The following is a 13,068-nucleotide window of genomic DNA, read 5'->3' on the forward strand; positions in this document are numbered from 1 at the left end:
AAGGCCCCGAGGCTGATCGGCGAACCACACACACCGTTCGTCGAGGCCGGCCGTAATCGCTGACGCTGTTCACATGATGTTGCGTCCAGCTGGTGACTGGCAACAAATGCCCTTGTCGCATTGCCCCGATGCTGTCGTGCTCACATGCTAGGTTGCGTCGGACGGAAGCAGCCGTGTGATTGGGGGGATGAGTTGTCGACAAGATCTACCAGGCATGTGAACCGGCTTCAGCGAACGGCATCTGCGTTGGCTGGATCTGCCCCGTGACAGCCGTGCTGCTGCGCCGGACGACCGGCGCTGCACGTCGAGGAACGTTCCACCCTCACGGTCAGCGATGACCATTACCGTGCTTACCTGCCGGGGTGTCGGTGAGCCCTTCCCGTCCCCGATGCTGGCGAATGTGACGCAACTCCTGGACCCGAGGCGGTTCCGTGTCGTCGCCGTGCCGTGGGAGGCCAGCTACGGGCCGGTGCCTGACCCGCATGGTGTGTCGTTCGACGAGGCGCTGCGCACCGGCCGAGAGATGCTGCTGGAGAACATCGCCGATGACCCGAATCCGGTTGTTCTCGTGGGTTACTCGGCCGGTGCGGCATTGGCCGGCCACGTGGCTGCCGAGATCAGCTGGGGCAATCACCCCGGTCTGGACCTGCGCGGTGTGGGGCTGATTTCGGATCCGTTCCGCCACCCCATGAACGTCGTCAATGCCACCGCGAGCGGGTGGGGCATCGCCGGCCGCCGAATCATCCCGGTAGCGTTCCCCGTTTGGCAGCTTGCCGATCCTGCCGACGTGATCACCTGCTGCCCACCCGATTCGCCTTTGCGCACCATCGCCGACCAGTCGACCGCATTCTCCCTCGCCGACCCGCACGCCTGGGTTGAGGACCTGCTCGACCGGCTCCGGACGCGACGCTGGCAGGCGACCATCCGGGACTGGCGCAACATCCCACAGGTTTGGCGGGCGTACACGCGGGCCATTTCAGGGGTGAAGGGCTACCTCAACGGCGAACACACGTCCTATCACCTGCGCTGCTACCCAGGCAGTACCCGGACCTACTGCGAGTGGCTGGCGGATCGCATCAACCAAGTCGAGGAATGAACCGGGTTTCCACAAAGTTTCCTCACCCGCACGCGACGCGAACGGGAGGCTCAGCCCATTGATTCCCCTTCATTTCGTTATCCGGGTGGGACACTGGCGTCATGGCATTCACCGTGACGCATCGATCATTCGACGAGCTGGCCGACTTTGCGGTCACCGACTTCGGGGATGACGACACCTACAGCATCCACGAGTCCGGAGCGTTGGTCATTGTCCGTGCCGCACAGGAGCTGATCTACGCCCCTGGGAGTTGGTTCCTGGTGGAACGGGCCGATGGGCAGCAGGAGTCGCCCGGAAATTACATGTAGTTCGCATTATCGAACATATGTTCGAGCGGAGTAGATTCGTGTCGTGGCGGCAAGTACTGAAATCGCACCGCGTCGATGTCCAAACGGGCACGAACTGGCCCCCAACTCGTGCCTTGTCGGGTGGGAGGTGTGCGGGTGCACAACGTCGATCAACGGCGGGCATCGCACGCACTTCTGCAGGCAATGTGGCGAGACGACTCGGACCCCGCCGTGTGGCTGCCCTTCGGCCGGTGGCGGCCAGTGACGCACGCGCAAATGTGTTGTGGTGCTGTAGGGTTCCCCGAACTCTCTTTCGGTGCCGTTGATCCGCTTCGTGGCGGGCAGTGGTTCACTCCGACGAGCTCCGAGATCTCGATCAGGAATCTTCTGTCTGCTGACTGCGGGCCTGGCGTTCGACGGCGACCGCGTGGTTCACGTCTTCGAGAAACCGCGAGATAGTGGCTTGCTCGGTTGCATCGAAGCTGTCGAGAACAGAGCCGATCCGGGTGATGAGTGGCCCGAAGAACGTCTGACCGATTTCGACGGCCCGGGCGGTGACGGCAAGCAACGATCTGCGCCGGTCGTCTGGGTCTCGGTCCCGACGGATCAGATCAGCCTTCTCCATGCGATCGAGAAGTGCGGTGACAGATGCCGAGTTGATGCCGAGTTGGCTGCCGAGCAGGCCAGGCGTGGCAGCCCGGCCCGCGCGCTCCGCGTCCAGGATGCAGATGAGGGCGCGGAGATCGGTGGTGTGAAGCCCGTTCATGTGTGCGAACTCGGCGCCGAGGAGATTCAGCTCGACTGCCAGTGCGCGCAGTCGGTGCACGGTCTGTACGCCTTCGTCTAGGTCCACGGAATGCAATCTACTGCGCGGCTTCCTTTGATTGTCTAGTATCTCGATGATCGAGATAAACTCTGGAGGGCGAATGGCGGCCGTTGACGACTTCTTCCACGCGTATGACCTGTTGCTGGACTCTTGGCCCATGGAGGCGACTGCGGTCGACGTGCCGACGCCGTTCGGACCAACGCGCGTCAACGTCTGCGGTCCGGAGTCGGGGGCTCCGATCCTGTTGCTGCCCGGGGGCGGTGCGACGTCGACGGTATGGGTGAACAACGTCGAGGCGTTGGCTCACCGGCACCGGGTTTACGCGGTCGACGTAATGGGCGATGTGGGCCGCAGCGTGAACAAGGGCGCACGACTTCGTACCGACGACGACCTGTTCGTCTGGCTGGACGCGATACTCGACTACTTCGAGTCGGGTTCGGCGACCGTGGTGGGTCACTCGTACGGAGCGATGATCGCGCTGGCGTACGCGCTGCACGATGCTCACCGCGTCGACAAGCTGGTATTGCTGGACCCGACGTCCTGCTTTGCCGGAATGAGCCCGAGATACCTGCTTCGTGCGGTCCCGCTGCTGATCAGGCCGACGGAGAAGAGGCAACGGAGCCTTGTCGACTGGGAGCTTGCCGGCGCCGGTGTAGACGAACGATGGCTCGACGTCATCACGCTAGGGGCGGCAACGTTCGGCCGCACCAACCTCGTCGTGCCACGACGGCCGAGCGCCCTTGCTTTGGAAGGGTTGACCGTAGACACCACGGTGGTGCTGGCTGAAAACAGCCGGGCGCACGATATTGGGCGAGTGGCCCAGAACGTGCGCCGGAGGGTTCCATCGGCGACCGTCACGACGGTCCGCGGAACAACGCACCATGCGCTGCCGATGGTCGCGTCCGCCGCGGTCGACGCCGCAATTCTGAACGCCGCAGGCTGACCCGCAGCGGGCGGGGCGCCGACGTGCGCCGGGCGTTAGTATGGGCGGCCGGTAGCTCATCGAGGTTCCATGGAGGTTGCGGCGTTGGCGAAGAAGCGGATCCCCGTCGTCATCGTTGCCGGATTTCTCGGTTCGGGGAAGACCACACTGCTCAACCACGTGCTGCGCAACAACCGTGGTGTGCGAGTCGGCGTCGTCGTCAACGACTTCGGGGCCGTGAACATCGATTCGATGATGGTCGCCGGTCAGGTCGATTCGATGGTGTCGCTCAGCAACGGTTGCATGTGTTGTGCGGTGGACGTGAGCGATATGGACGAGATGCTGGACCGCCTGGCTGGTCCACTTTCGCAGATCGACGTGATCATCGTTGAGGCCAGCGGACTTGCAGAGCCACGCAACATGATTCGGCTGGTGCTCGGGAGCAAGAACCCACGTGTCGTGTTCGGCGGACTCGTCGTGATGGTCGACGGCGAGCAGTTCGAGCAGATGTCGGCGCAACATCCCGAGCTCGGCAAACACGTGGCACTCGCCGATCTGGTGGTTCTCAACAAGACGGATCGGATCGACGAGGGGCTTCGCGCCGCTGTGCTGGCGATGGTGCGCGACTACAATGATCGCGCGCCTGTGCTGGCCACCACGCACGGTCGGATCGAGCCCGCCCTGCTGTTCGACCGCGAGCCTGGTCGCGAACCCTCGGCGGGGGAGCAACTGACCCTCGACCAGCTGCTACTGGATCAGCCGGACATCCTCGACGGCCACGATTGCCACGATCATCTGCATTCATCCTATGAGGCAGTCGATTTCGAGTCGGCAGAACCGATTGATCCACGGCGACTGGTCGAGTTCCTCGAGCGGAGGCCAGTAGGGATTTACCGTATCAAGGGGTTCGTCCACTTCGCTGTGCCCGGACAGTCGCGGAAGTTCGAGGTGCAGACTGTCGGACCGCACATCCGGTTCGCGTCGACACGGTGGGAGCCCGGTGAGGATCGCTCCACCAGGTTGGTTCTCATTGGCGTCGACGTCGATGCCGAACATGTCCGAACCCAGCTCTCGCGCTGTGTCGTGTCGTCCGGAGAGGAGTCGGACCCCGGCGCCATGCTCGGTATTCACCGCTATACGGTGACGGCGTGACCGAGTTCGCGGAAAGTGCTGAATCGAACCTCGAGCCCCGACTGCCCGTCTACGATGCGATCCGTCGTCGCCGGGACGTGCGGGCGGAGTTCACCGGGAAGCCGATCGCCGAGAATGTCCTCGAGCGCATCCTGGGCGCAGGCCACAGCGCACCCAGCGTCGGCAACACGCAGCCCTGGGATTTCGTCGTGGTTCGAGACCCCGCGACTCTTCACAGCTTCGCCGACCACGTGGCGGATGCACGCCTGCGCTTCGCGCAGTCACTGCCCGAAGAGCGCAAGAAGACATTTGACGCGATAAAGATCGAGGGCATTCGCGAGAGTGGAATGGGCGTAGTCGTCACGTACGACCGTGGTCGTGGCGGACAACACATCCTCGGCAGGCACACGATCGACGATACGGGTCTGTTCTCGGTGGTACTCGCGATCCAAAACCTTTGGCTCGCAGCGGTTGCCGAGAACGTAGGCATCGGTTGGGTGTCGTTCTACGACGAGTCCTACCTCACCGAACTGCTGAAGATCCCGGAGCCGGTACGCCCCATCGCATGGCTGTGCGTGGGCGATGTCGCCGAGTTCCAGCAGGTGCCGGATCTCGAGAGATTCGGGTGGCGGGGACGCCGGCCATTGGCCGACGCCATCCACTTCGAGAAGTTCTAGCCCTGGTGCCTGCGTGAGCCTCGGGCGGACGCGGTGTGAGTTCCGCCGCCGACGGCGGTGCCCGCACGTGTTCGCCCCGCTCCTCCCGAGCGGGATCGACGGGCCCCGCCACCCTGACCGTGTGCCCGTCCGCCCTGGGCGCCGTTCCGACGTCGGCCCCGTCCGCCGCCGTTGGCAGCCGCAGCTGTCTTCGGGGCCGGGGCTACGTGTGGGGCGATGTCGCCGACCAACTCGAGCACGTGTGCCGAATCTGCTGTGCTGCGGATGGGCGTCACGTCGATCGCGGCCTTGCGCATGAGGACGGCAAGATCCCGGCGCTGCTCCGGCAGTACGACCGTGACGACGTCGCCGGCGCTGCCTGCGCGGGCCGTACGGCCGGAGCGGTGCAGGTAGGCCTTGTGCTCTGCGGGGGGATCGACGTGGACGACCAACTGCACGTCGTCGACGTGCACTCCGCGTGCCGCGACGTCGGTAGCCACCAGCACGCGTGCCTCGCCCGACGAGAACGATGCGAGGTTGCGGTCGCGGGCGGATTGCGACAGGTTGCCGTGTAAGTCCACCGACGGGATACCTGACTCTGTGAGCCGACGAGCGAGCTTGCGGGCCTGGTGCTTGGTGCGCATGAACAGGATCCGTCGCCCGGTGCCGGAGGCCAGGCGCTCGACGAGCTCGCGCTTGGCATCGACGCTGTCGACATCGAAAACGTGATGCGTCATCGTCGCGACAGGTGAGTTCGCCTCGTCGACCGAGTGCAGCACCTCGTTCTTCAGGAACCGCTTGACGAGCTTGTCCACTCCATTGTCCAGGGTGGCGGAGAACAGCAATCGCTGCCCTTGTGGGGGAGTGGCCGTGAGAATGCGGGTGACGACAGGCAGGAAGCCAAGGTCGGCCATGTGGTCGGCCTCGTCGAGAACCGTGATCTCGACGGCGTCGAGTGTCAAGAACTTCTGCTTCATCAGGTCTTCGAGCCTGCCGGGGCAGGCGACGACGATGTCGACGCCGGCGTTGAGTGCGCTCACCTGGCGGTTCTGGGAGACGCCGCCGAAGATGGTGGTGACTCTCAAGTCGTACGCGGCGGCCAAGGGTTCGAGGGTGGTGCTGATCTGCGTCGCGAGTTCTCGGGTGGGAGCCAGAACAAGGCCGATCGGGCGCCCCGGGCGGCGCTTTCCGCCCGACAGTTCACCTGCGAGGCGGGACACCATTGGAATGGAAAAGGCGAGCGTCTTGCCGCTGCCGGTCCTTCCCCGCCCCAGTACGTCGCGGCCCGCGAGGGTATCCGGAAGGGTGTCGACCTGAATGGGGAACGGAGAGGTGACCCCACGGGCAGCGAGGGCCTGAACCAGTGGTTCGCGGACTCCGAGGGCTGCGAACGTAGTCGTGGTGGGGGTGGCAGTAGTGGCGGGCGGAGTTGCATCAGACAAGTAGTCAGGCCTTTCTCAGCACAGGGTGTGCCCGAAAGGCCGACGCGGAAAGTGTCCGTCGGTTCGAGCACAGATTGGCGGCGTTGCCGGGCGGCACGAGTTTTCGCCGTAAGAAGAGCGGATGCGGGTACACATCCCACAGGACTCGGATTACCGAACTGAATGCGTTCTACGACGCTGGATGACCGTCTTGGTCACCTAGTGATGGAGACTGTACCCGGTGTAGGCGGATAGCCCGACCCTGTGCTCACAGGCCGACCCATTCCGAGGCGCCGTCAGCGAACGTCTGGCGCTTCCAGATCGGTACTTCGTGTTTGATGCGTTCCACCAGCTCAGCGCATGCGGCAAAGGCCTCTGCTCGGTGGGGAGCGGCGGCCGCAGCAACTACCGCCAGGTCACCGATTGTGAGAGATCCCACCCGGTGAATCGCGGCTACCGGTAGGCCGGTCGAGGCCGCCACTTCATCGCAGATGGTGCGAAGGAAGCGCTCGGCCTCCGGGTGGGCCTGGTATTCGAGCGCCGAAACGGATTGACCCCCATCGTGATCGCGAACAACACCGGTGAACACCACAACGGCACCGTGTTCGGGCCCCGCCACCGCGGCATCGACGGCACCGGGATCGAGAGGTTGGTCCGAGATCTGGGCGAGGAGATCACTCATCGTGTACGCCTCCACCCGCGACCTGGGCGAGAAGGTGGTCGACGATGGGATCGAGTACGGACAACCCGTCCCTGACACCACCGGGAGAACCAGGGAGATTCACGATGACTGTGCCGTTCGCCACACCGGCGAGTCCGCGGCTCAGAGATGCGTGCGGCGTCGCCTCGGTTCCGCGGTTCCGAATGGCGTCCGCGACTCCGGGCAGTTCGCGGTCGAGTACGGCTCTCGTCGCCTCCGGGGTGGCATCGGTCGGCGAGACACCGGTGCCACCGGTGCTGATGATCAGCGCAGGGTTCCCGGACAGTGCGTCGGCCAGGCCCGAGGCGATCTCGGCGTCGGCATAGACAAGCGGGCCGCGGGTGGTGAAGCCACGCTCCGCCAGCCATGCGGCGATGACAGGGCCCGTCGTGTCTTCTCGGGTCCCTCTTGCACTACCGGTCGAGGCGACCAGGACTGCCGCAGATCGCGCTGAGACCGAAGGAGTTTCGGAAGTCGGGCTCTCGCGCGTCCAATGCCCGCGTTTACCGCCTTCCTTGGTCAGAAGGCGGATGCCTTCGAGTGTCGCGGCGGGGTCGACGGCCTTGACCATGTCGTGCAGAGTCAACCCGGCTACAGCCACCGCAGTGAGGGCCTCCATCTCGACGCCGGTGGGGCCTTTCGTCTTCGCCGTGGCTTCGATGGTGATTGCGGTGTCGGTGAAGCCGAACTCCAACTTCACCGAGGACAGCGCCAATTGGTGACACAGGGGAATCAGTTCGGACGTCTTCTTCGCCCCGGAGATCCCGGCGATCCGGGCCGTCGCGAGAACGTCGGCTTTGGGGAGGTCATCGGCCCGAACCAACTTGACTACCTCTGGTTTCGTGACCAATTGTCCTGCAGCCACGGCTATTCGAGTCGTATCTGTCTTCGCACTCACATCGACCATGCGGGCGCGGCCATCATTGTCGAGGTGTGTCAGTTCGCTCATAGCGGAATCACCTTCACGAGTTGGCCTGCGTCGAGCGTGGTGACGTCAGGGGGAACGTCGACCAGGACGTCCGCCCATGCCATCGCGGCGACGAGATGAGAACCGGGGCCGGACACTAGTTCGACCCCGGAGTCGGTGCGGCGGGCACGCAGGAACTGCCGTTTACCGGGAATGGAAGTGATTGCCGTCGCGAGCGGCAGTTCCTCCGGCTCTATCAACGGGAGTCCCGCCGCGCGGCGGATCTCGGGACGAGCGAAGACTTCGAACGACACGAGTACGCTCACGGGGTTCCCGGGAAAGTTCAGTACCGGAACGCCGTCCACCACAGCGGTGCCTTGGGGGCCTCCGGGTTGCATTGCCACGTGGCCGAACTCGGCGCCCAGCGAAGTGAGCGCATCCCTTACGACTTCGAAGTCACCCATCGACACCCCACCTGATGTCAGGACTAGATCGGCAGCGGTGGTTGCTTCGGCGAGGAGCTTTTGGAACTCGGCAGGGTCGTCGCCGCTACGGGCAATCGACACCACTTCCGCGCCGTTTGCGCGCACGCTCGACGCCAGCGCGATGCCGTTGGAGTCGAATATCTCACCCGGCTTCAGCGTGCTACCGGCATCCACGAGTTCGGCGCCGGTGGTGATGATGGCGACACGGGGGCGCGTACGCACCGGAACGTGTTGTAGCCCAACCGCGGCGAGTACGGCGATGTGTCGGGCCGCGAGGATTTCACCGGAGGCGAGCAGGAGGGTGCCCGCCAGCACATCGCTGCCGCGTTCGCGAACGTACTCGCCTGCGTGCCGCGCCCGAGTGATTCGGACCTGTCCGTCAGTGGTCTCGGTGTCCTCGACAGGGACGACGGCATCGGCACCGTCAGGGATCGGGGCACCCGTCATGATCCGATAGGCGGTGCCCGGAACATGGGAAGCAGGATCGACGGGTCCTGCCGCGATCACCCCTCGTACCGGCAGAACCGCGGGTACAACGCGGATGGACGCCGCATCGACTGCGTATCCGTCCATCTGAGAGTTGCGAAACAGCGGCAGGTCGACAGGCGAATGCACGTCCGAGGCCAGGACTCGACCGAGGGCATCGCCGAGAGAGACGTCCTCGGCGTGTCGCGTATGGAGAGCGGCCAAGAGCGCGGCAACGTGTCGGCGATGATCCTCGACCGACCGCGCGGTCATGAAATTCCTCCGGACATGGTTATCAATCCTAGGCGGCGGTCGGACAGCGACAACCCAGTCGCGGCATACTGGACCGGTGGAGGGTATAGGCAGCTCGATGACGACGGTAGCGTTGGGTGTTCCGGCGATGCCGTCGTCGGCACCGATCGATGACAGACCGGACGTCGATCAACTGGTCGATCGATTCGGTCGTGTGGCGCGGGACTTGCGTGTCTCCATTACCGAGAAGTGCTCACTGCGCTGCACATACTGCATGCCCGAGGAGGGTCTACCTCCCATACCGGTACGGAACCTGCTGACGGCTGAAGAGATTGTGCGGCTGGTCGACATCGCGGTCCACCGCCTCGGTGTGCGGGAGGTGCGGTTCACCGGGGGAGAGCCGTTGATGCGCCCCGATCTCGAGCGGATTGTCGCCGGGTGCGCCGAACGCGCTCCTGAAGTACCCCTCGCGATGACGACCAATGCTATCGGTTTGGAACATCGCGCCCACAAGCTCGCGCGGGCGGGCCTGTCCCGGATCAATATCTCCCTCGACTCGATCGACCGAGAGCACTTCGCGCGACTGACACGGCGCGACCGGCTGCCCTCGGTGATCGCCGGGATTCGTGCCGCCGCCGACGCGGGCCTCGGTCCGCTGAAGATCAACGCGGTGCTGATGCCGGAAATGCTCGGTGGCGCAGCAGATCTACTCGAGTGGTGCCTGAATGAGGGTGTTGCGCTTCGCTTCATCGAGGAGATGCCGCTCGATGCCGATCACGAATGGGCGCGCGAGAACATGGTTACCGCCGACCGAGTGCTGGCCGTACTCGGCGAACGGTTCACGCTGTCGGAACACGGCAGAGAGGACCCCTCGGCGCCGGCGGAGGAGTGGCTGGTGGACGGCGGTCCCGGAACGGTCGGGGTAATTGCTTCGGTCACCCGATCGTTCTGCTCGGATTGCGACCGCACCCGGCTTACCGCCGAGGGAACGGTACGGTCGTGCCTGTTCAGTGATCATGAGATCGATTTGAGGGCGGCATTGCGCGGCGGCGCCGACGACGAGGAACTGGCGCAGCTATGGCGTGGCGCGATGTGGAACAAGTGGGCAGGCCATGGGATCAACGCGGACGGCTTCGCGCCACCGCAACGCAGTATGGGAGCAATCGGTGGTTGAGATGTCGGTGACGGCCGTGTCGGTCCGGTACTTCGCGGCCGCGGCTGACGCCGCTGGGCGAACCGGTGAGACTCTCGAACTCCCGGCGAGGGCCGATCTCGGCCAGGTGAAATCCGCACTACTTGCAAAGTACGGGCCCGACATGGAGCGGGTTCTGTCGGTTGCCGCGTTCCTCGTGGATTCCGAGTTGACGCGCGACCTGACTCGCCCGGCAGGTGCACAGGTGGATGTCCTGCCGCCCTTTGCGGGCGGTTAGGGCGAGCGATCAGCGAGCTGATTCGGCCAGCCACTGATCGAAGGTGATTGTTCCGAACTTGTTGTCGGGGACGAGGTTCGACCCATCCCGGAGGAACTTGCCGAGTGCGCCTGGTAGCGGGAACTTCGTCACGAGCCCGTGCGAGCCCGAGGCCTTCTTCCACTTCTTGATCAGGTCGTCGGCCGTGTGGACCTCCGGACCTCCGATCGTGATCGGGTCTTCCGGCGCTGATTCAGTGGACAGGGCGACGTCGACGAGGGCGTGGGCGACGTCGCGGGTGTCGATGGTCTGAAATCTGGTCTTCGTGAACGCCGGAATCAGCCCTGCCCGGCTCGCCGGCCCGGCGATCATGGGGATGAACTCGTGGAACTGCGTGGCCCGCACGATCCACGTGTCGATCGGCGAATTTTCGTATACCAACTCCTGCCGTCGCTTTGCCTGGTAGTACGCGAACCCTCCCAGATCGACGTTGACGATGGACAGCAGGACGGCGCGTCTGACACCTGCACCGTCAGCGGTGGCAAGCAGGTTCTTTGCACCCGATTCGAGCACAGAACGGGTGCCGCGGGTCTTGCCGTCGGTGGTGTCGACCAACACATCGACGCCGTCGAGGGCCTCGGCGAGCCCAACACCTGTGACGAGATCGCCCTGAAAGTGCTCGACGTCGGTTCCCGGCGCACCCCCGTGGCGGGTCAGAACTCGAACCGAATGCCCGCGGGCGAGAAACTCCTTGACTACCTGTCTTCCGGCTACGCCGGTGCCGCCCACGACCAGTGCCTGCACCACAGCGTCACCGCCACCAGGTGTCGAGGGGTGTCACTGGGACCGTGCGCTTGTGTCGGGTGTTCAGGAACATCGTTTCGATCTTGTTTGCGACGCCATCGGGCACCTCCCTGCCCTCGAGGTAGTCGTCGATCTGTGAATACGTCACGCCGAGCGCTTCTTCGTCGGGGAGCGCGGGCCTGTCGTCTTCGAGGTCTGCGGTCGGCACCTTCTTCCACGTGCTCTCGGGAGCGCCGAGTTCGCGGAGCAGCGCGGCGCCCTGCCGCTTCGACAGACCGGTGAGTGGAGTGACGTCGACGCCTCCGTCACCGAACTTTGTGAAGAACCCGGTGATCGCCTCGGCCGCGTGGTCCGTGCCGACGACGAGATAGCCGAGCTGGCCTGCGATCGAGTATTGGATCACCATCCGCTCACGGGCCTTGATGTTGCCGCGAACGAAGTCACGCAACTCTCCGCCGTCGCCGAGGACGTTGCGCAACGCTTCCGATGACTCCGTCGCCGTGGCGTCCGCACCGGGTTTGACGTTCACGACCACCGACCGGTCGGGTTTGATGAAGTTGAGCGAGATCTGCGCGTCCGATTCATCCGCTTGTGTGCCGTAAGGCAGTCGAACAGCGATGAACTCGGCGTCGTGGCCCTCCTCGCGGAGTTCGTTCACCGCGAGCTGGGCGAGGCGACCGGTGAGGGTGCTGTCCTGGCCACCGCTGATGCCGAGAACGAACCCCTTGGCAGGGGTCGACAGCAGGTAGTCCTTCAGGAATTGCACGCGTTGACGGATTTCGTCCGCCGCGTCGATGGTGGGCCGGGCACCGAGCTCCTCGAGGATCTGCGCGCGTAGATTCGCCATGAAAGAACTGTAGCTAGGGACTGTGTCGAGCGCGGAGTACGGTCGCGACAACGAGCCGATCCAACATGCGGACAGACTGGCTCGAGCTAATGGATTGCAGTTTCCGGCGACTCGGTAAGTCGCTCGCGGCCTTTTGGACCGCACAGCGTGCTGCCAGCCCGGCTCGGGCGCAACGTATCCGAATGGACCTTCCGCTTCGTTCGGTGGCCCGTCAGCGAGCTGCTCGAGGATCTGCACGTGCAGTTGCGATAGCGAAAATGTAGCTAGCGGCCATATCAAGCGCCGGGTACAGTCGCGGAAATGAGCCGATCCAAGATTCTGGTGGTTGTTGCCACCGAGCCGGAGGCAGCGTATGTACCAGCGGATTTCGAGGTCCTGATCACCGGAATGGGCAAGGTGGCGGCCGCCGTGGCAACGGCGACCAAGCTCGCTGAATATCCGCGCACAGAAAAACCTCTCGTCATCAGCATCGGTACCTGCGGCACGTTGCATGAGCACGGCTCCGGCCTGTTCACACCGTCGACCGTGCTGAACCACGACTTCAGCGCGGAGGTCCTCCGAGGATTCGGACACGAAGTCACCGACGTCCTCCACCTGCCCGACGGCGACGGTTCCGTACTCGCGACCGGGGACGTGTTCGTGTCGGACCCCGTTGTGCGCGATGCGCTTGCCGCCCGAGCCGACCTCGTCGACATGGAGGGTTTCTCCATCGCCTATGCCAGCGCCCACGTTGGTGCGCGATGCCGGTTGGTCAGGCACGTCACCGACAAAGCAGACGAGGAGGCATTGTCCTGGCCCGACCTCATCGATGGGAGCGCTCGGGAACTCGGCAAGTGGCTCGAGGCGCTCTAGTTGGCAGC

At 64.4% G+C, this 13,068-nt stretch carries 15 protein-coding genes; 8 read left to right on the forward strand and 7 right to left on the reverse strand.

From position 1 onward, the window contains the following. Positions 1–334: 334 nt before the first annotated feature. A complete protein-coding gene (locus tag AB0I57_RS05795; protein WP_358331083.1) occupies positions 335–1,096 on the forward strand; it encodes an alpha/beta fold hydrolase in 762 nt (253 codons plus the stop codon). 101 nt (positions 1,097–1,197) lie between these two features. Further along, positions 1,198–1,404: a hypothetical protein gene (locus AB0I57_RS05800; RefSeq protein ID WP_358331085.1), complete on the forward strand. Its 207-nt coding sequence runs from the start codon at positions 1,198–1,200 to the stop codon at positions 1,402–1,404. Positions 1,405–1,759: 355 nt separating this feature from the next. Here AB0I57_RS05800 and AB0I57_RS05805 read toward each other — a convergent pair whose 3' ends face one another. Next, positions 1,760–2,245: a MarR family transcriptional regulator gene (locus AB0I57_RS05805; protein WP_358331088.1), complete on the reverse strand. Its 486-nt coding sequence runs from the start codon at positions 2,243–2,245 to the stop codon at positions 1,760–1,762. A gap of 64 nt (positions 2,246–2,309) precedes the next feature. On the opposite strand from AB0I57_RS05805, the gene AB0I57_RS05810 reads away from it, so the two are divergent. The 3 genes from AB0I57_RS05810 to bluB all read left to right on the forward strand — a co-directional run bounded on the left by AB0I57_RS05810 (position 2,310) and on the right by bluB (position 4,939). Next, positions 2,310–3,152: an alpha/beta hydrolase gene (locus AB0I57_RS05810; protein ID WP_358331091.1), complete on the forward strand. Its 843-nt coding sequence runs from the start codon at positions 2,310–2,312 to the stop codon at positions 3,150–3,152. Between the two features lie 84 nt (positions 3,153–3,236). Then, a complete protein-coding gene (locus tag AB0I57_RS05815) occupies positions 3,237–4,283 on the forward strand; it encodes a GTP-binding protein (protein ID WP_358333195.1) in 1,047 nt (348 codons plus the stop codon). Next, positions 4,280–4,939: a 5,6-dimethylbenzimidazole synthase gene (gene bluB / locus AB0I57_RS05820; RefSeq protein WP_358331094.1), complete on the forward strand. Its 660-nt coding sequence runs from the start codon at positions 4,280–4,282 to the stop codon at positions 4,937–4,939. Before AB0I57_RS05815 ends, bluB begins: the two co-directional genes overlap by 4 nt. Here bluB and AB0I57_RS05825 read toward each other — a convergent pair. The 4 genes from AB0I57_RS05825 to glp all read right to left on the reverse strand — a co-directional run bounded on the left by AB0I57_RS05825 (position 4,936) and on the right by glp (position 9,169). Continuing rightward, a complete protein-coding gene (locus tag AB0I57_RS05825) occupies positions 4,936–6,282 on the reverse strand; it encodes a DEAD/DEAH box helicase (RefSeq protein ID WP_358333198.1) in 1,347 nt (448 codons plus the stop codon). The genes bluB and AB0I57_RS05825 overlap by 4 nt on opposite strands. Before the next feature lie 325 nt (positions 6,283–6,607). Next, positions 6,608–7,021, reverse strand: a complete 414-nt coding sequence (locus AB0I57_RS05830) for a molybdenum cofactor biosynthesis protein MoaE (RefSeq protein ID WP_358331097.1) — start codon at positions 7,019–7,021, stop codon at positions 6,608–6,610. Then, positions 7,014–7,988 (reverse strand): bifunctional molybdenum cofactor biosynthesis protein MoaC/MoaB, encoded by a 975-nt coding sequence (gene moaCB, locus AB0I57_RS05835; RefSeq protein WP_358331100.1) that lies wholly within the window; start codon positions 7,986–7,988, stop codon positions 7,014–7,016. Before moaCB ends, AB0I57_RS05830 begins: the two co-directional genes overlap by 8 nt. Then, positions 7,985–9,169 carry a gephyrin-like molybdotransferase Glp gene (glp, locus tag AB0I57_RS05840; RefSeq protein WP_358331103.1) on the reverse strand — a complete coding sequence of 395 codons (1,185 nt, stop codon included), beginning with the start codon at positions 9,167–9,169 and terminating at the stop codon, positions 7,985–7,987. Before glp ends, moaCB begins: the two co-directional genes overlap by 4 nt. A 97-nt stretch (positions 9,170–9,266) precedes the next feature. Here glp and moaA point away from each other — a divergent pair, with 97 nt between their 5' ends. Together moaA and AB0I57_RS05850 are read left to right on the forward strand one after the other, a co-directional pair. Continuing rightward, the gene (gene moaA / locus AB0I57_RS05845; RefSeq protein ID WP_358331106.1) at positions 9,267–10,322 is read left to right on the forward strand and encodes a GTP 3',8-cyclase MoaA; all 1,056 of its coding nucleotides are present in this window, start codon (positions 9,267–9,269) and stop codon (positions 10,320–10,322) included. A 1-nt stretch (position 10,323) separates the two neighbouring features. Continuing rightward, a complete protein-coding gene (locus tag AB0I57_RS05850) occupies positions 10,324–10,578 on the forward strand; it encodes a MoaD/ThiS family protein (protein WP_358333201.1) in 255 nt (84 codons plus the stop codon). 9 nt (positions 10,579–10,587) lie between these two features. On the opposite strand, the gene AB0I57_RS05855 is transcribed toward AB0I57_RS05850, so the two are convergent. Together AB0I57_RS05855 and nadE are read right to left on the reverse strand one after the other, a co-directional pair. Further along, a complete protein-coding gene (locus AB0I57_RS05855; protein WP_358331109.1) occupies positions 10,588–11,364 on the reverse strand; it encodes an NAD(P)H-binding protein in 777 nt (258 codons plus the stop codon). 4 nt (positions 11,365–11,368) lie between these two features. Beyond that, on the reverse strand, positions 11,369–12,208 hold the full coding sequence (nadE, locus tag AB0I57_RS05860) for an ammonia-dependent NAD(+) synthetase (protein WP_358331112.1): 840 nt from the start codon (positions 12,206–12,208) through the stop codon (positions 11,369–11,371). 300 nt (positions 12,209–12,508) lie between these two features. Between nadE and AB0I57_RS05865 the strand changes: the two genes are divergently transcribed. Next, entirely contained in the window at positions 12,509–13,060 is a 552-nt protein-coding gene (locus tag AB0I57_RS05865; RefSeq protein WP_358331115.1) for a nucleosidase, read from the forward strand. Positions 13,061–13,068: the final 8 nt, after the last annotated feature.

The organism is Rhodococcus sp. NPDC049939, assembly GCF_040656415.1.
Lineage (GTDB): Bacteria > Actinomycetota > Actinomycetes > Mycobacteriales > Mycobacteriaceae > Rhodococcus_F.

Excerpts from the sequence above, each read along its gene's own strand:
- AB0I57_RS05795 (WP_358331083.1), top strand. The coding sequence starts at position 335 with ATGACCATTACCGTGCTTACCTGCCGGGGTGTCGGTGAGCCCTTCCCG.
- AB0I57_RS05800 (WP_358331085.1), top strand. The coding sequence starts at position 1,198 with ATGGCATTCACCGTGACGCATCGATCATTCGACGAGCTGGCCGACTTT.
- AB0I57_RS05810 (WP_358331091.1), top strand. The coding sequence starts at position 2,310 with ATGGCGGCCGTTGACGACTTCTTCCACGCGTATGACCTGTTGCTGGAC.
- AB0I57_RS05830 (WP_358331097.1), bottom strand. The coding sequence starts at position 7,021 with ATGAGTGATCTCCTCGCCCAGATCTCGGACCAACCTCTCGATCCCGGT.
- moaCB (WP_358331100.1), bottom strand. The coding sequence starts at position 7,988 with ATGAGCGAACTGACACACCTCGACAATGATGGCCGCGCCCGCATGGTC.
- glp (WP_358331103.1), bottom strand. The coding sequence starts at position 9,169 with ATGACCGCGCGGTCGGTCGAGGATCATCGCCGACACGTTGCCGCGCTC.
- moaA (WP_358331106.1), top strand. The coding sequence starts at position 9,267 with ATGACGACGGTAGCGTTGGGTGTTCCGGCGATGCCGTCGTCGGCACCG.
- AB0I57_RS05850 (WP_358333201.1), top strand. The coding sequence starts at position 10,324 with ATGTCGGTGACGGCCGTGTCGGTCCGGTACTTCGCGGCCGCGGCTGAC.
- nadE (WP_358331112.1), bottom strand. The coding sequence starts at position 12,208 with ATGGCGAATCTACGCGCGCAGATCCTCGAGGAGCTCGGTGCCCGGCCC.
- AB0I57_RS05865 (WP_358331115.1), top strand. The coding sequence starts at position 12,509 with ATGAGCCGATCCAAGATTCTGGTGGTTGTTGCCACCGAGCCGGAGGCA.